The sequence below is a fragment of the Alteromonas sp. 38 genome, assembly GCF_902506055.1.
GTDB classification, from domain to species: domain Bacteria; phylum Pseudomonadota; class Gammaproteobacteria; order Enterobacterales; family Alteromonadaceae; genus Alteromonas; species Alteromonas lipotrueae.
This window is the reverse complement of record NZ_LR733300.1, coordinates 719,179-734,779: the sequence shown is the minus strand read 5'-3', so window position 1 is coordinate 734,779 and position 15,601 is coordinate 719,179. Positions and strand designations below refer to the sequence as shown.

The following is a 15,601-nucleotide window of genomic DNA, read 5'->3' as shown; positions in this document are numbered from 1 at the left end:
GAAGAAGTATGTCAGCCTCGCCTTCCCCATCGACTATATTATGTTCGTCGCCCGTCTCGATTGTTACTTACACGCCAATCGCGTTAACCCGCAAATTCAGTGCGCTTACGCCGTCTTTAACCAGTAAAGTTGAAGAAGCCATGCACCGCCAAGATTGGGTGCTCAATCAAGAAAGTAAACTGGACATGGGTTATGTATCAACAGACTCAGACTTATTAAGCCCCATGTTTACCCCATTGGTAAAACTTGAAATCGATCATGAAAGTCCGGCTTTTCAGCATGCGTTTTCAACCCTAGAAGAAATAGGTCTTCAGCTTCAGGGGTTGAATTTACGGTTATATCAAACCGGCATTGCGACCTTACAAGCTACATTGGCACCCGCATCTGAGGCTCAACTCACTCTGTGTTGGCAGAAAATTAAAAGCAGAGATATCGAACAAAGCCTGTCTTTAATTTTACAAGCGGCAGGAGGTGTAATGATTAACTTGCTGAACACCACCTTCGATACACTGAGTAAACGCTGTAAGTTACTGACCTCTGAACTTACAGACAATGATGCGGTATTGTGGACTGGACGTTGTTATATTACCCGCGTTCCAGAATCTACCGAAGAAGCCAAACAGGTGTTTTCAATTATCCACGAAAACCCACCCAACAATTGTGAGAACAATGAGGCTTTCTTTCGTTCGGGAAATTGCCTATTTTTAAACAATGATATTTCGCTGTCGTTGGATAACCGACGGGTTTTGTTTTTACTTCAGCATTACAATGCTATGTTGTATGCCTATCAACAATCGATGAGCAACGCCTATCATCAGCTGCAATCGCTTAAGGCACTGTCGTCGGGCAGACGCAGAAAAGCCCTTGAAAAGTTGATCCAGCGCATGGTTTCAATTAGAACCCTAGCGTATATTCGATTGGAGTTTTGCGATTCGCTTCGAGGCCTGCAAGGGAGTCGAAAACCATTGGCGAACGCACTCATAGATGCATGGGAAATTATTGCCGTAGAAGACAGTTTACTTGATAGGGCAGCCTATATTAATAACGCAATATCAAGTTACGAGAACCAACTTAATCGTGCTATAAATAAATCGATTGAAGTAATACTCATGTTAATTGGGGGTATTTCTTTGGTAGATATTACCAATAATTTTGTCGCCGCCTCACACTCTGTGAAGCACGATTCAACGTGGGGTATCTACGATATATTCTCGCTAATGTCATCTGAAAACACGGTTAACTTAGCCTTAATAGCGGTGCTATTAATGGCCTTACTATTTGCGAAGAACAAATGAACAAGCGTACTAAATTTACGATTATATTGACACCAGGTTCACACGCTTACGAGCCAGTGAAACACGCGTTAAACGAATATTTATCTACCTATTATGGTGGATGCACACACATTGATTGTGAAGGTTCATGGCGCGAAGATGCCTGCGAATTCAAGCCTCGCTACGACGCCAGTTTGATCACAGAAAAATCACTCTGTGTGTGGTGCGCGGTAATGCCAGATAAAGCAGAGCGCTTTGTGGATGAGCTTCGTGCCTTCCTCACTATATTGAAAAAACAGCAAAGCGCAGAATTTAGCTTTATTCATATAGAAAGCCAGACGGTGGCCGCCCACCATCAACTTATAGACTAATACGAGGCTTAAGGATTTAGCGTAGCACCTTGTAAGCGGGGCTGAGAAGAGTCGTTTAAATATCTACGCCATACCAACGCGCGGTATTGTTTGCCATTAGGCTACACTTTGCGTCAAGGGTAAAATTTGCCAGCATTTTTTCGTATTGTTGCCACAGTGTTTGATAACTGTGGCTCCAGTTAGAAAGTGGGAAGTTACTTGCTAACATTACTCGCGACACACCAAATATAGCGACTGTTTCCACGACCACATTTTGCGCACTGCGCCAATGCCAATCTCTGCACTGCATTTCCCATCCCGAAAGCTTTACCGCCACGCGAGAACACTGAGCAAGTGCTTTCATATTAATACGCCACTGCTTAACGTAGGCAGCTGTAACGGCAGAACTTAATAGTGCCGCACCTGTGTGATTAATAATAACTTGCAGTGTCGGTCGTGCTTCTAATAGCCTAAGTAATGCATTGACCCCCTTGCTGTCACCCACATCCAATTGGGCATCGAAAGACAACCCATATTCGCTACAACGCTTCAGCGCATGTTTTGTTTTAGGGTGGGTTAATATAGAGGCGGCTTGTTCATCTAAAATATGGCGAAGCCCCGCCACTGAAAAGAACCCTGCTAATATTTCTATATGAGACAAGGTACTTTCACTACACAAATCGATACTTGCAACGCTTTTAAAAGGTAGTTGAGCACGCTGTTCTAAATAACGGATTTCGCGCCAAGGGCGTTGATTATCGAACCCTGCCTCAATATGCACATAACCAGCAAGAGTGTGACCGCTGGAAAGTGTTAAACTTCTCTCACCGCACGCCAACGCAATGGCTTGCTTATCCTGCCAATACGGCGGGTTTTGCGGCTTCAGCCAGTGATAATCACCCGCCTCTTGGGCAAAGAAATGTAGATGACCATCGACGATATTCACTTGGCGGTATAACCGCCATCAACAGCGTGTAAGCTGCCAGTAATAAAGTTCGCTTTTTCACTGCAAAGAAAGTACACCAGTTCAGACACATCTTCGGGTTGGCCAATTCGGCCAATGGGTTGCTCGGCGGCCTCTTGGGCTACGACTGCGGTTTTATCAGCACCTGATGCTGCAACGTACTTGTCAATGGCGTGGTGAAACAAGGGCGTTTCAATCGTGCCAGGGCATACTGCGTTGGCTCTGATATTAAAAGGGGCATAATCCAGTGCTGTGGTTTTTGCCATAGACGCTAAGGCAGACTTTGTTAACCCATAGGCAAAAGAGTTTTGTTTACCCACAAAACACTGATCTGAACCCATCATCACAATAGCCCCGCTTTTTTGTGCTTTCATGATAGGTAATGACGCTTTAATTGCGCCGTACGCCCCCTTAATATTTAGGCTCATCACCTTATCAAGCAATGCTTCATCGGTGTCTTCAATGGTTGCCGACACGTGCATGCCTGCGTTACAGACCAACGCATCTATACGGCCATATTTCACCGCGATATTATCAATAGCATGACGCACCTGTTCCACATTACTGACATCACAAGCCACCCATTCAGCGTTAGTTGGTGTGTCGTCAAAATCTCTTACATCTAGGTTTATCACTCGGTAGTCATTTTCACTGAATGTATGACAAACCGCTAACCCTATTCCTAAGCTACCGCCGGTAACGACACAAACTGATTTTCCGTGGCTCATGAGTACTCAACTTCTTAATACATGGAATTAACTATAGTTATAGGATGCCAGCGAGCTATCGAAAAGCAAGCTTTGGCAAAGATTATGATGGCCTGTGATATAAATTTAAAGGCGTTGAGTGGTTATTGTACAAATACAGCGATATTATTTTTCATTAACTTTCCCTTAACGGGCTACTCTGTCTATGCTATTTGTGTCTATAATGTGGCAAAATTAAAACACTTGTTTGAAAAGGGAGTCTTCCATGCCTCTGTACCACGCCCCTACTACCGATTTTCAGTTCTTACTTAAGGACTGGTTAGGCCTAGATGCCCACTATGAAAAGTTGGGTATCAGCGATTTTGATAGCGAACTGGCTAACGAGATTATTGCACAAGGCGCTAAATTCGCCATTGATGTTGTTGCACCATTAAACCGTGAAGGTGATGAAGAAGGCTGTAAGCTGGAAGACGGAAAAATCACCACACCGAAGGGTTTTGCCGACGCTTATCAGGAGTATGTAGCCAATGGCTGGAACGCCATGCTAGGCACAGCTGAATATGATGGCCAAGAACTTCCCTACACCATGGCAGTGCCTGTGCATGAAATGCTAAATGCCGCAAACCTAAGCTGGCGTTTAACGACTATGCTGACAGAAAGTGCCACATTAGCGGTGACTAAACATGCTAGCAAGGAATTAAAAGACAAGTATCTCGCTAAACTCATCAGCGGCGAGTGGACAGGTACGATGAACTTAACCGAACCGCATGCTGGCACCGACCTTAGCTTACTTAGCACTAAGGCTGAACCACAAGGTGACGGAAGTTATAAAGTGACAGGTAATAAAATATTTATTACTGCTGGCGATCAAGACTGGAGCAGCAATGTTATTCATTTGGTACTTGCTCGCTTACCCGATGCGCCTAAAGGCGTGAAAGGCATTAGCTTGTTTTTAGTGCCCAAGTTAATGCTTGATGATAATAACGAGCCAAGTACTGCGAACTCGTTATCTGTGGGAAGTATCGAACATAAGATGGGTATCAAGGCGAGCCCGACCTGCGTGATGAATTTCGATGAGGCTACGGGCTGGCTAGTGGGTGAAGAAAACCAAGGCTTAGCCTGTATGTTCACTATGATGAACGACGCACGCTTCCAAGTTGGCTTACAAGGTCTGGGAGCTGCAGAAGCTTCTTACCAAGGTGCGTTAACGTATGCCCGTGAGCGAGTTCAATCTCGTGCGCCGCAAGGCATTCAAAACCCTGACGGAAAAGCCGATCCTATTGTATTTCAGCCTGATGTAGCCCGTATGCTACTCACGCAAAAATCACAAATTGAAGGTAGCCGCGCACTCTCTTTGCTTTACGCAAAGTACATGGACATAGAAAAACTAGGCACTGACGAGGAAAAAGAAAATGCAGATAAAGTGTTGCAGTTTCTTACACCAATTTGCAAAGCCTACATGACAGATATGGGCCTTGAAACTACTAGCATTGGGGTGCAAGTATTTGGTGGTCATGGGTTTATTCGTGAGTGGGGCATGGAGCAATTGATGCGTGATGTACGTATCGCTATGCTGTATGAAGGCACTAACGGTATTCAGGCATTAGATTTAATTGGTCGAAAATTAACCCGCGATGGCGGGCAAATGATGGAAGCAACTTACGGGGCGTTTGCACAGTTGGTTGCTGATATTAGCGATGCTGAAAACAAAGGGCTGGCGCAAGGTCTACTTGACGATTGGCGTGCATCATCGGCTGACTGCCTAGGTATGGATGGCACTACTGCAGCAGCGGCAGCAGCAGATTACTTAGCCTATTCTGCCTACTCGCTAATTGGTGTGCTGTGGTACAGCATGGCAGATAAAGCGGCGAGTACAGATAACGCGGTGCTAGCTTCTTCTAAGCAGAAAACCCGTGACTTCTATATGCAGCGAATATTGCCGCGTCGCAATGCACATAAGCAAGCATACTCAGCAGGCTATGAAAGCACACTGGCTATATCTGGCAGTGAATTCGATTACATTTAACTATAATCGTTAAGTAAAAAAAAACCGCCGATAAAGGCGGTTTTTTATTATCTTATCAATACAACAACAGCAAACTAAAACCCGTTAAGCTCTGGTGTTGTTGCTGCTCATTGGCACCATCACAAACGATGAGCAGCGGTGTTAATCGTGACTCACTATGCTTTGTGCAAACGTATCGTTAAACCAATCTTCAATCATGTTCTTCTCGTAAACCAGATTATCGGTGCTCAGCCTACGATTAACAGTATTCATGAACATCATATCTTTAATCTTAACGTCTTCGCTTTTAAGCACGGTGTTATCACTGCCAGAAAGTACATATGAAAACGACATTCTGGGAATGTCTATTTCCTTAATGATCCTTACATCAGTAGCAGACTGCCCCATACCAACAAAAGATGCAGGCCAGACCTGACCGGCTAAATCTAAGTCTGTTACGGTAATTAACAGCTTTTGATCTTCGGGAAGTTTTTCAGCGAGTTCAATAAAAAATTCATCGAGCTCTTTAAAAGTACGCTCTCTAAAGTGCACGCGAGATTCATTCGACGGCTTAACATCTCGGTAAGACTTTGGTTCTTTCCAAGTTACTTCAACCTGTGCTGCTTGCAACACACCAGACATACCCACGCTGGCGAGCAATACCGCACATAAACTTAACTTAGCTATTTTCATGTAACCCCCTACCTTGTTTTTAGAAACCCGGTATTAGTCAGCTACAAAGACTGAGTAAGCGGGTAACGGCGCTTAGTGAAGCATGGTTTCAACCATAGCAATGCTACTACTTTTATCACAACTATATGCTCAATAATAGCACAGGTAGCTGAACGTAAAGTGAATGGCTTTATCTATATACACGGTCAAAATGGGAAGAATTAGAGGACACAAGAAGCAAAGAAAAGAAACAAAGCGTTTATCGCTAATTATTTATCGGGTTCGAGTAACTTTGATTGCTCTATCAGTGTACATAACTGCTTGCGGTTGTCGCGACTAAAGTTAGGGTTTATATCGGTGGTTTCGCAATAAGCGCTATGAAAGCGCGTTACCGTTGAACGACTTGCCAGTATTCTTCGAAGGTAGTTCGCTTCGAATTCTTTTAAAGGAGCCAGCTGCGCCGCGGCCTGATTTCTTAACGTATCCAACTCTCGTTGTTCAGGTAACTCAGAAATAGAAACAAACCAACCTGAGACGGTACTTTGTATATCTGAAAAAAAGTACTGAACAAAAGGCGAGCGCAGCACAATCACCAATAATACAATTTCAGCACAGATGACAAAGAAACGAAGCATTTAAAATTATTCCACTACTACACTTAATTTAAACAACGCAGCTATCGTTAGTTATTTTTAATAAACACTTTCATCAAAAAAATCAAAAAGATAATTACTTGTATAATTTTCATTCGGTATTAAAAACTATTATCGCTATAAGAGTCAACTAGCATTAAGTAAAGGCATACCGATAAAATATAATTTCTGAACTTTCAGTATTGACTGAAAGATAAATAAAGATGATCATTGATCTATGTTAAACACGCTGAAATTTCAGCTGTTATAATGCGCCGCGCAATACAAGAAGTTGGCTAAGGTTTTGAAAAAATGAACGAACAGATTCCGGTTAAAAACGTTACCCCAGTAAAGGTGTACAAACCCGCATCATCCACTGAAGGGAAACGATACGATTCGCGCAGTCGCATTTATGTTCGTGCGGTTAAAGGCCCTCTTGAAACATTCAGGCGTTTCTTTGGTTTGTTTTTCCTCGCCTTATTTGCCGCTATTCCGTGGATTAAATTCAATGGTCAGCAAGCGGTGTTACTCGATATTGTAGAGCAGCGCTTTTCTATATTTGGGTTAACCTTATGGCCGCAAGATTTAACCTTACTTGCTTATATTTTTATCGTGGGTGCATTCGCGCTTTTTTTCGTGACGACCTTTGCAGGCAGAGTGTGGTGTGGTTTCATGTGCCCTCAAACCACCTGGGTATATATCTACACGTGGTTTGAAGAAAAAATAGAAGGCCCAAGAAATAAACGCATAAAGCTAGATGCGCGAAAAATGGACGCGGATAAGTTTGTTCGCAAAATCCTCAAACATACGGCCTGGGTGGCAGTTGCCTTGCTTACCGCACTCACCTTTGTGGGATATTTCACCCCAATCGGCGCGCTCTTTATTGATTTTTTCACCTTCAACACGGGTTTCTGGGCAGCGTTTTCAGTGGTCTTTTTCGCGGTATGCACATATGCCAATGCGGGATATATGCGTGAAATCATGTGTACCCATATTTGCCCTTACGCGCGTTTTCAATCTGCCATGTTCGACAAAGACACCTTTACCGTTTCATACGATGCGAAACGGGGCGAACAACGAGGTCCGCGTCCGCGTAAATTAAGCCATGAACAGGTTCACGAAAAAGGCTTGGGCGACTGTATTGACTGTAATTTATGCGTACAGGTTTGTCCTACCGGTATTGATATTCGTAACGGCTTACAATATGAGTGTATTAACTGCGGCGCGTGTGTAGATGCGTGTAACGGCGTAATGGATAAAATGGGTTACCCCAAAGGGCTAATAAGCTTTACGTCGGAAGAAGAGCTGGCGGGGGGTAAAACACACATTGTACGGCCTAAGCTTATCGGCTACCTTATCGTTCTTATTGTCATGACAGGGTTATTGGTTGCTGACATTGTGACCCGCGTGCCTCTGGAAATTGACATTATTCGCGACCGTAATTCGTTATATCGCGAAACCAATGAAGGGTTAATTGAGAATGTTTATACCGTTAAAGTACTCAACAAATCTCAACAAACTCAGACCTATACCATTTCGGTTCAAGGGCTGCCTGAATACACCTTTATTGGTAATAAAGAAGTGACGGTACAAGGTGGTGAGGTTTATAGCACACCGATTTCGGTTGCAACTGACCCGTATAATCTGGAAGATGTGGTAACAGACATTCAATTCACCGTTACCACTACCACCGATTCAGGTGAAAGTGTAACGGTTAATGAGCCAACCAAATTCCTTTATCGATGAAAGATTTTTCGTTTTCTGGATTAGATCCAGACACTATATTAGATGCCCTGGAAACTCAGGGCATTTTTCTTCAAAGCGGCTTACTTGCTCTCAATAGTTACGAGAACCGGGTTTACCAATTTCAAGCCGATGACAACAAGCGTTACGTGGTTAAGTTTTACCGCCCCGCCCGTTGGACAGACGCGCAAATTATAGAAGAACACAGCTTTGCCCAAGAACTTGCTGATAACGAAATTCCTATTGTGGCGCCCTTAGCGCTAAATGGAAAAAGCCTTCACCATCATGGAGATTACCGCTTTACGGTTTTCCCTTCTGTAGGTGGGCGCCAGTTTGAGAACGATAATTTAGATCAACTTGAATGGATGGGACGCTTTATTGGCCGTATTCACCGCGTATCTCAAGCGAAAACTTTTAAGCAACGCCCAGATATCGACACGCAAAGCTATTTAGATGAACCTAGACAGGTTTTAGAAAATAGTACCTTGTTGCCCGATCACCTCAAAACGGCCTTCTTTGCTATTTTGAACCCCGTTATAACTGCGGCTTCCTCATCATATAAAGCCACCGACGTTATTCGGCTACACGGCGACTGCCACCCTGGAAATATTCTCTGGCGTGATGGCCCTACCTTTGTTGATTTAGATGATTGTCGAATGGGCCCCGCCATTCAAGATTTGTGGATGATGTTAAGCGGTGATCGCCAGCAGCAGTTATTACAACTTGATACATTGGTTGAGGCTTATGAAGAATTTCAGCCGTTTAATACTAATCAACTTGCGTTAATTGACCCCCTTCGCGCCATGCGTATGGTGCACTATATGGCATGGCTGTCTCGCCGCTGGGAAGATCCAGCCTTCCCTCGCGCTTTTCCGTGGTTTGCCGACGATAAATACTGGGAAGGTCAAATTCTTGCGTTAAAAGAACAGCTTTCTGCCATGCAGGAACCGCCTCTTAAAATCGGGTATTAGATCGCAAAACCTGAACACACTCGCTATTTATTAGGCACTTAAGCTATACTCCTTCGCGCTTAGGTGCCCATCAATGGGTTAAACGGGAAATCAGTGAAATCTGATGCTGCCCCCGCAACGGTAAACTCAGTGTGAACACACACATTCTCCTAAACACGCCACTGTGTCATCGCTATTTATATCGCGACATGGGAAGGCCGAGAAACCATACATTGTATTGGTGAGTGAGCCCGGATACCGGCCTAGCTTCACGGCAGTTAATCTGCTTACATTCACCCTTGTACTCGGGCGGAGTACATAGCGAGAAATACAATGAAATTTCAAACACACTTTACCTGCACTGCAGTTTATGCTGCCGTGGCAACACTGCTGTCTGCACCCGTTTTAGCGCAAACTCCTGATACCATTGAAACACTTACCGTTACTGGCACCCGTTTACCTGTACAAATAGCCAAGCTACCTGCATCGGTAAGCGTACTAACCGAGCAAGATATTCAAGCCTCAGGCGCAGTACAACTTACCGATTTAATTCGCGGCTTACCAGGTGTGAGCCTTTCTCAATCAGGTAGCCCAGGCGGCCTTACCGAACTTCGTGTTCGAGGCAGCGAAAGTAATCACTTACTGGTGCTTATTGATGGCGTGGTGTCTAACGACATTGGCCAAGGAAGCTTGATAGACTTGGCCCACTTGACCTCAGCGAACGTGGTACGTATAGAACTACTGCGTGGCCCGCAAAGTGCCTTATGGGGCAGTGGTGCGATTGGTGGCGTATTGAGTATCACCACCAAAGCAGGTGAAGGAACCAGCACAAAACCCAGTGTTAATTTAAGTGCAGGAATAGGCACACAAGGTACTTACCACGGCAGCATAAATGCCGCCACCAAAAATGGCGATGTGGCAGTGCGCACCTACGCCAATTACCTAAAAACAGATGGCGATAACATCTCACGCATTGGTAATGAAGATGATGGTTATGACAACATGACCGCAGGCATCAACATCGATTACGCATTGGCAGATGCACACACATTGAGCGCGAAATTCCGCAGCACCCAATACGAAAATGATTACGATGGTACTGACTATGTTACCACCGGATTGCCTGCAGATGCCGACAATGTGACTGATGGTAGCCAACTGAGCACTAAGCTAGCATGGCGCTTCGCACCAGATGCTTCGGCTTATGCATCTACTGTGTCTTTCGATTACCGAAAAGATGATAATGAAAATACCACATCGGGTGCCGATGCGGGTGGCACGACTGGCGAGCGACTAGCACTTAACTGGACAAGCTTTTATCGCTTCGACAATTGGCAAGTGGCAGGTGGTGCTGAATACTTACAACGTTTGTTTGAACAACGTGGCCCTGTGGTGTTTGGCGATCCTAATCAAAAGCAACATGACAATACCACCAGCCTATTTGGTGAAGCTACAGGTGACCTTGTTGAGAATGTTTTCGCAACCTTAAGCGCACGATTCGATAACAACAGTGAATTTGATGACGCCGTTAGTTATCGCGCGGGCCTTACATGGCAAGTATCAAAAAGCTATGCGCTATTTTCTAGCTACGGCAAGGCCATTAAAACCCCAACCTTTACTGAGCGATTTGGCTATTTCCCAGATAGCTTTATTGGCAACCCAGACTTAACGCCTGAAGAGAGTGAAGAATGGGAAGTTGGCGTAAAAGCACATTGGAATTCGGTTTCGGCACAAGTAAGCGGTTATAGTGCCCAACTTGAAGATGAGATTAATGGCTTCGTTTTTGATACCACTCAAGGCGTGTATACCGCTGCGAATACAGACGGTGAAAGTAGCCGTGACGGCGTAGACGTTGAAGTAACGTGGCTTAGCGATTTAGCGAAGGTATCGGCGTCGTATAGCTATTTAGACGCCGAGCAAAACGATAATGGTATTGCTAACACCGAGCTTCGACGTGCACGACACCAAGGCGCATTATCGGCATTGTCTGATTTAGGCACCAAGAAATTTAGCCTTTATGCAAGACTGGCCTATACCGGAACACATTACGATACTTATTTCCCACCCTACCCAGCTAATGCAGAAACGTTGGGGCTGTCAGCTTACACACTAGCGTCAGTTAACCTTGGTTATAATATTTCTGAAAAGTGGGCGTTATCATTAAAAGTAAATAACCTTTTTGATACCGACTACGAGGATATCGTAGGCTATGCAGGCCAAGAACGTCGTGCATTGTTATCGGTGAGCTACAACCACCAGTAACTCCGAATATGTCGCTTTATAGACTCAAATAGCGATACTTCATTCGCTTCTTCTTTAAGAAGAAGCGAAACTTTCTGGTCTTATATCATCCATTCGTTGCATTTTTCCGCTCGCTTGTCGCGTAAACTAGTGCCCAATAAAAGCCTGTGGTAACCTCAACACTGATAGATAGATTTGAAATCAAAGGATTCAATTACATGAAGAAGTTTGTAGTATTGTTTGTAATGGCAATGCTTTTGCCATTAACCGCATGCGCCCAAGAAGGCGCAGCAAAGTGGAAAGAAGGTACCCATTACACGGTATTAGATGAAGAAGCGACCAAAAAGCCAGTTATCACGGAATACTTCTCTTTCTGGTGCCCACATTGCTTCCAATTTGAGCCAATCGTAAAACAAATTAAAGAGAAAAAAGGCGAGAACACTAAGTTCGAAAAAGTGCATGTTAACTTTATGCGCTTTACAGGCCCTGATGTTCAAGATGCCGCCACCCATGCCATGTTGATTGCCCGCGCAATGAAACAGGAAGATGCGATGAACACGGCTATATTCAACTACATTCATAAGCAACGCGCAACCATTACCAACCTTAAAGATTTGCGAAACATCTTTGTGGTAAACGGTGTTGATGGCGCTGAGTTTGATAAGTTAGCCACCAGCTTTGGTGTAAACAACATGATTCGTAAGAACCAGCAGCTTATCGACAAGAACCGAGATTACTTATCAGGCGTACCAAGCTTCGTTATTAATGGTAAATATCAGCCTACATTTACTGCTGAAATGACATTTGATGATATTGCTGATTTGATTGTTTGGTTATCTGAACAAAAGTAATTGCTAGGATTATTGAAGTAGGCCCCAACATGCCTATTTCAGTACAAGATTAAATGGGCCGTAGCGGTTAACGCTAAGGCCCATTTTCATTTTTCAATGCGAAAAAAAGCCGGAGCTATTCATGTCGTTTCTACCCGAAGATTTCAGTGCCTTTATTTGCGAATTAGACCAACTAAAAAGCGTTAAACGCCAAATAACCTTGCCTTGTGATGGCGATCGTCAGGAAAACTCTGCCGAGCACAGTTGGCATGTTGCATTGATGGCCAGTACCTTGGCACATTATTCCGAGAAGCCTATAGATGTCGCTCGGGTTATACGTATGATTTTAATTCATGATGTAGTGGAAATTGATGCAGGCGATTTGTTTGCCTTCAACGAGGACTCAGAACACGACGCGCAAGCACAAAAAGAGCTTGATGCGGCGAAGCGTATTTTTGGATTACTGCCCAGTACCTACGCCGATGAATTACTGTCATTATGGCTAGAGTTTGAAGAAGCGAAAACCCCTGATGCCGAGTTTGCCAAGGCGATGGACCGGGTGCTTCCTGTGTTTCAAAACATGCAAAACCAAGGTGGTAGTTGGAATAAACATGCTGTTACCAGAGATAAGATAGAAAAGCGTAACTTACATTTGAAGCATTGTGCGCCTAAGTTATGGGATTACGTCACTCGTCAATTAGATACCGCGGTACAAAATAATTGGCTACTTCCAGCACAAAGCTAAAACGGTAAAACGCGCTGACGTTCACACTTATAAGCGACAAAAAAGGCGCTAGAGAATCTGTTCTCTAGCACCTTTTTTATGAGCTTTTTTGGTGCAACCTGTTGGCAACGCTTAGTTGATGTCGCTTTTTATAAAATCTCCATCAAACACCCTTTGAGCTCGATTAAAAACGCGTACTTGCCCACATCCACAACTTGTTGGCATCTACCTTAGTGTCACCCGCAGAGTAGCTACCATACTTCACCGCGAGAGTGACTTTATCCATCACTTTAGTCACGTACTGCACGTTAATCTCGCTACCTAAATCATCCACTTCTGCGGAAGCTTCATCGGCACTAAAATCATGGTAGGCCAACAACCATTTACCACCGGCTAATTTTCCGGATACCGAAAAAGTAATATCTTGAAGTCCCTGTGCAGGCGTACCTAAGAATTGATCAGTCCAACCGTTAAATTTATGCAGGGTGGCCAGTGGCGTGGCAAAGCCGTATGCACCATCGTCAGAACCCAGCAATTCATAGTCAACCTTTGCGGTAATGCCTGAAAAAGTAGCAGCAAGGTTGGCATTAATATAACTAGCATCATAATCGGTAGCGGTGTCGCCTGAACCTGACTCGCTGCTTTGCGTAGCAAATTCAGCGCCGTATGCCCAGTTCACCGTCTCACCTTTCATACTGCCGTTATAGCGAATACCGTAGGTATCAAGCGCATTATCGGTGTCATTGTCAATTTCTAACAAATAGCCATAAGCGGTAAATTTTCCTACCGCTGTTTTGAAACTTGCGTTAAATAAATGGTCTTTTGAATCAAAGTCGGCGGCTTCTGCGAATATTCGATTTCGCTGGGTGAGGTATCCATAAAAGAAATTCACTTTCTCGTTAAGCGCATAGGTAGCAGTAACACCATCAAAGGTCTGCCTATCTTGACGCCATCCCACATGCCCAACGAATCTGTGATTATCGAGGGCAATCACTTGTCTGCCCCCTTTGAGTGTTAGCTTTTCATTCTTATACTGAATAAAGGCTTGATCCACTTCTGTGGTTTCAGGATCTGCAATCACTGAATACTCACCTACTTTATAGCCAGTAGGGCCTACTGTATAATCGCCCTGCCCCATAACAATACGGCTATCTTCCACTTCTGCGGTAAAGGAAAACCCGTTCAACGTTCCGGATTTAAAACCTAGGCGAGTACGAAGTGTTAATGCGCTAGCATCATCAAGTGCATTATCCTGGTCGACTGATTCATAACGTAAGTTCAAGTCTGCCCATGCAGACGCTTCACTAAGTACATCATGCCAGCTCTGCGCCATTGATGGCGCACTAAAACACGCCAACATAGCACTTGTCAGTGCTGCTTGAGCAAAGCGCTTTTGTACCGGTTTAAGTCTATATGACGGTGCTTCTGTCAGCGATGCTGATGCTTTTATATCTTGCGTATTCATGTGCGTTCCCTTGTTATTAACGATGTTAACGTTTGTTGGTTAGCGTTCTTATTGACGATTTTTAGTTAAGGGGCTCCCTCCCAGTAAAAAATGGGATAAGCACCTAAGGGTTTAAATAAGTTTTAGCGACTTATGTTGTCGCGCTTTGAATTAGCGTTAGACGCCTAACTCAAGCTGCGTCGGATTTACTGTTCGCTTTTTTTGCAGAACCACCTCCAGCTTGGTTAGATTTGATATGAGAAGACACTGGCTCAATTTTTTTTTGCTTATCGTACAAAAAGGTCAGCACTTCATGCCGATAGTGGTTGTACTGAGGGTTGTCAGCAAGTTTAAGTCTGTCTCGGGGTCTGGGCAGCTCAATATCAAGTATTTCACCTATAGTCGCTGCTGGGCCGTTATTCATCATCACTATTCTATCGGAAAGCAATACTGCTTCATCGACATCATGCGTGATCATAATCACTGTATTACCTAGATCTGCATGGATTTCCATCAATGAGTCTTGCAAGTGCGCGCGCGTTAGCGCATCTAGTGCCCCAAAGGGCTCATCCATGAGTAAGACTTTAGGCTCCATGGCTAACGCGCGAGCAATACCAACACGTTGCTTCATACCCCCAGATATTTCACTGGGTAATTTATCAAGAGCGTGGGTCATATGCACAAGTTCTAGGTTATGCATGATCCAATCTCGCATTTCCTTTTTAGACTTACCACGCATGGTGTGCTTTACCGCCAGTTCCACGTTTTTATAAACGCTCAACCAGGGCAATAACGAGTGATTCTGAAAAACAACCGCACGTTCTGGCCCGGGGCTTTTTACTTCAGCACCGTCGAGTATGACGCCGCCCGTGGTGGCTTGGTGTAAACCCGCCACAATATTTAGCACGGTTGATTTACCACAGCCCGAGTGACCGATTAATGAAACAAACTCACCTTTCGAAATTTTAAGGTTTACATCAGTAAGTGCCGTAAACGGGCCTTTCGGTGTAGGGAAATCGATGCCTACTTGTTCTAATTCCAAGTGTTTAGCTTGCATGTTCTTTC

General features: G+C 44.3%; 14 protein-coding genes and 1 riboswitch. Of the genes, 8 read left to right on the top strand and 6 right to left on the bottom strand.

Translation table 11 applies throughout. The features are described 5' to 3' along the window. Positions 1-8 precede the first annotated feature (8 nt). Together FLAVO9R_RS03140 and FLAVO9R_RS03135 are read left to right on the top strand one after the other, a co-directional pair. On the top strand, positions 9-1,295 hold the full coding sequence (locus FLAVO9R_RS03140; RefSeq protein WP_159528694.1) for a hypothetical protein: 1,287 nt from the start codon (positions 9-11) through the stop codon (positions 1,293-1,295). Beyond that, positions 1,292-1,645 carry a hypothetical protein gene (locus FLAVO9R_RS03135; protein ID WP_159528692.1) on the top strand — a complete coding sequence of 118 codons (354 nt, stop codon included), beginning with the start codon at positions 1,292-1,294 and terminating at the stop codon, positions 1,643-1,645. The genes FLAVO9R_RS03140 and FLAVO9R_RS03135 overlap by 4 nt, the downstream gene beginning before the upstream one ends. A gap of 55 nt (positions 1,646-1,700) precedes the next feature. Here FLAVO9R_RS03135 and FLAVO9R_RS03130 read toward each other — a convergent pair whose 3' ends face one another. Both FLAVO9R_RS03130 and FLAVO9R_RS03125 read right to left on the bottom strand, forming a co-directional pair. Beyond that, the gene (locus FLAVO9R_RS03130; protein WP_159528690.1) at positions 1,701-2,570 is read right to left on the bottom strand and encodes an amidohydrolase family protein; all 870 of its coding nucleotides are present in this window, start codon (positions 2,568-2,570) and stop codon (positions 1,701-1,703) included. Then, entirely contained in the window at positions 2,567-3,316 is a 750-nt protein-coding gene (locus FLAVO9R_RS03125; RefSeq protein ID WP_159528688.1) for an SDR family NAD(P)-dependent oxidoreductase, read from the bottom strand. Before FLAVO9R_RS03125 ends, FLAVO9R_RS03130 begins: the two co-directional genes overlap by 4 nt. A gap of 244 nt (positions 3,317-3,560) precedes the next feature. On the opposite strand from FLAVO9R_RS03125, the gene FLAVO9R_RS03120 reads away from it, so the two are divergent. Continuing rightward, positions 3,561-5,321: an acyl-CoA dehydrogenase family protein gene (locus FLAVO9R_RS03120; protein ID WP_159528686.1), complete on the top strand. Its 1,761-nt coding sequence runs from the start codon at positions 3,561-3,563 to the stop codon at positions 5,319-5,321. Positions 5,322-5,462: 141 nt separating this feature from the next. On the opposite strand, the gene FLAVO9R_RS03115 is transcribed toward FLAVO9R_RS03120, so the two are convergent. Together FLAVO9R_RS03115 and FLAVO9R_RS03110 are read right to left on the bottom strand one after the other, a co-directional pair. Further along, positions 5,463-5,993, bottom strand: coding sequence for a DUF3016 domain-containing protein (locus FLAVO9R_RS03115; protein ID WP_159528684.1), 531 nt, complete (start codon positions 5,991-5,993; stop codon positions 5,463-5,465). A 248-nt stretch (positions 5,994-6,241) separates the two neighbouring features. Next, a complete protein-coding gene (locus tag FLAVO9R_RS03110) occupies positions 6,242-6,607 on the bottom strand; it encodes a hypothetical protein (RefSeq protein ID WP_159528682.1) in 366 nt (121 codons plus the stop codon). Positions 6,608-6,916: 309 nt separating this feature from the next. On the opposite strand from FLAVO9R_RS03110, the gene ccoG reads away from it, so the two are divergent. The 5 genes from ccoG to FLAVO9R_RS03085 all read left to right on the top strand — a co-directional run bounded on the left by ccoG (position 6,917) and on the right by FLAVO9R_RS03085 (position 13,113). Then, positions 6,917-8,350: a cytochrome c oxidase accessory protein CcoG gene (gene ccoG / locus FLAVO9R_RS03105; RefSeq protein ID WP_159528680.1), complete on the top strand. Its 1,434-nt coding sequence runs from the start codon at positions 6,917-6,919 to the stop codon at positions 8,348-8,350. Further along, complete coding sequence (locus tag FLAVO9R_RS03100) at positions 8,347-9,318, top strand: serine/threonine protein kinase (RefSeq protein WP_159528678.1); 972 nt, start codon at positions 8,347-8,349, stop codon at positions 9,316-9,318. Before ccoG ends, FLAVO9R_RS03100 begins: the two co-directional genes overlap by 4 nt. Positions 9,319-9,362: 44 nt before the next feature. After that, positions 9,363-9,578: riboswitch (cobalamin riboswitch) on the top strand. 52 nt (positions 9,579-9,630) lie between these two features. Next, positions 9,631-11,559 carry a TonB-dependent receptor plug domain-containing protein gene (locus FLAVO9R_RS03095; protein ID WP_159528676.1) on the top strand — a complete coding sequence of 643 codons (1,929 nt, stop codon included), beginning with the start codon at positions 9,631-9,633 and terminating at the stop codon, positions 11,557-11,559. A gap of 197 nt (positions 11,560-11,756) precedes the next feature. Further along, entirely contained in the window at positions 11,757-12,389 is a 633-nt protein-coding gene (locus tag FLAVO9R_RS03090; protein WP_159528674.1) for a thiol:disulfide interchange protein DsbA/DsbL, read from the top strand. 121 nt (positions 12,390-12,510) lie between these two features. Next, positions 12,511-13,113, top strand: coding sequence for an HD domain-containing protein (locus FLAVO9R_RS03085; protein ID WP_159528672.1), 603 nt, complete (start codon positions 12,511-12,513; stop codon positions 13,111-13,113). Between the two features lie 163 nt (positions 13,114-13,276). On the opposite strand, the gene FLAVO9R_RS03080 is transcribed toward FLAVO9R_RS03085, so the two are convergent. Next, positions 13,277-14,452 carry an alginate export family protein gene (locus tag FLAVO9R_RS03080; protein WP_232370714.1) on the bottom strand — a complete coding sequence of 392 codons (1,176 nt, stop codon included), beginning with the start codon at positions 14,450-14,452 and terminating at the stop codon, positions 13,277-13,279. A gap of 274 nt (positions 14,453-14,726) precedes the next feature. Then, the gene (locus FLAVO9R_RS03075) at positions 14,727-15,593 is read right to left on the bottom strand and encodes an ABC transporter ATP-binding protein (RefSeq protein WP_159528668.1); all 867 of its coding nucleotides are present in this window, start codon (positions 15,591-15,593) and stop codon (positions 14,727-14,729) included. Positions 15,594-15,601 lie beyond the last annotated feature (8 nt).

Bases quoted from the DNA above. Each gene is read 5' to 3' on its own strand.
- FLAVO9R_RS03110 (WP_159528682.1), bottom strand. From the start codon at position 6,607: ATGCTTCGTTTCTTTGTCATCTGTGCTGAAATTGTATTATTGGTGATT.
- FLAVO9R_RS03135 (WP_159528692.1), top strand. From the start codon at position 1,292: ATGAACAAGCGTACTAAATTTACGATTATATTGACACCAGGTTCACAC.
- FLAVO9R_RS03095 (WP_159528676.1), top strand. From the start codon at position 9,631: ATGAAATTTCAAACACACTTTACCTGCACTGCAGTTTATGCTGCCGTG.
- FLAVO9R_RS03120 (WP_159528686.1), top strand. From the start codon at position 3,561: ATGCCTCTGTACCACGCCCCTACTACCGATTTTCAGTTCTTACTTAAG.
- FLAVO9R_RS03080 (WP_232370714.1), bottom strand. From the start codon at position 14,452: ATGTTGGCGTGTTTTAGTGCGCCATCAATGGCGCAGAGCTGGCATGAT.
- FLAVO9R_RS03075 (WP_159528668.1), bottom strand. From the start codon at position 15,593: ATGCAAGCTAAACACTTGGAATTAGAACAAGTAGGCATCGATTTCCCT.
- FLAVO9R_RS03115 (WP_159528684.1), bottom strand. From the start codon at position 5,993: ATGAAAATAGCTAAGTTAAGTTTATGTGCGGTATTGCTCGCCAGCGTG.
- FLAVO9R_RS03140 (WP_159528694.1), top strand. From the start codon at position 9: ATGTCAGCCTCGCCTTCCCCATCGACTATATTATGTTCGTCGCCCGTC.
- FLAVO9R_RS03125 (WP_159528688.1), bottom strand. From the start codon at position 3,316: ATGAGCCACGGAAAATCAGTTTGTGTCGTTACCGGCGGTAGCTTAGGA.
- ccoG (WP_159528680.1), top strand. From the start codon at position 6,917: ATGAACGAACAGATTCCGGTTAAAAACGTTACCCCAGTAAAGGTGTAC.
- FLAVO9R_RS03085 (WP_159528672.1), top strand. From the start codon at position 12,511: ATGTCGTTTCTACCCGAAGATTTCAGTGCCTTTATTTGCGAATTAGAC.
- FLAVO9R_RS03090 (WP_159528674.1), top strand. From the start codon at position 11,757: ATGAAGAAGTTTGTAGTATTGTTTGTAATGGCAATGCTTTTGCCATTA.
- FLAVO9R_RS03100 (WP_159528678.1), top strand. From the start codon at position 8,347: ATGAAAGATTTTTCGTTTTCTGGATTAGATCCAGACACTATATTAGAT.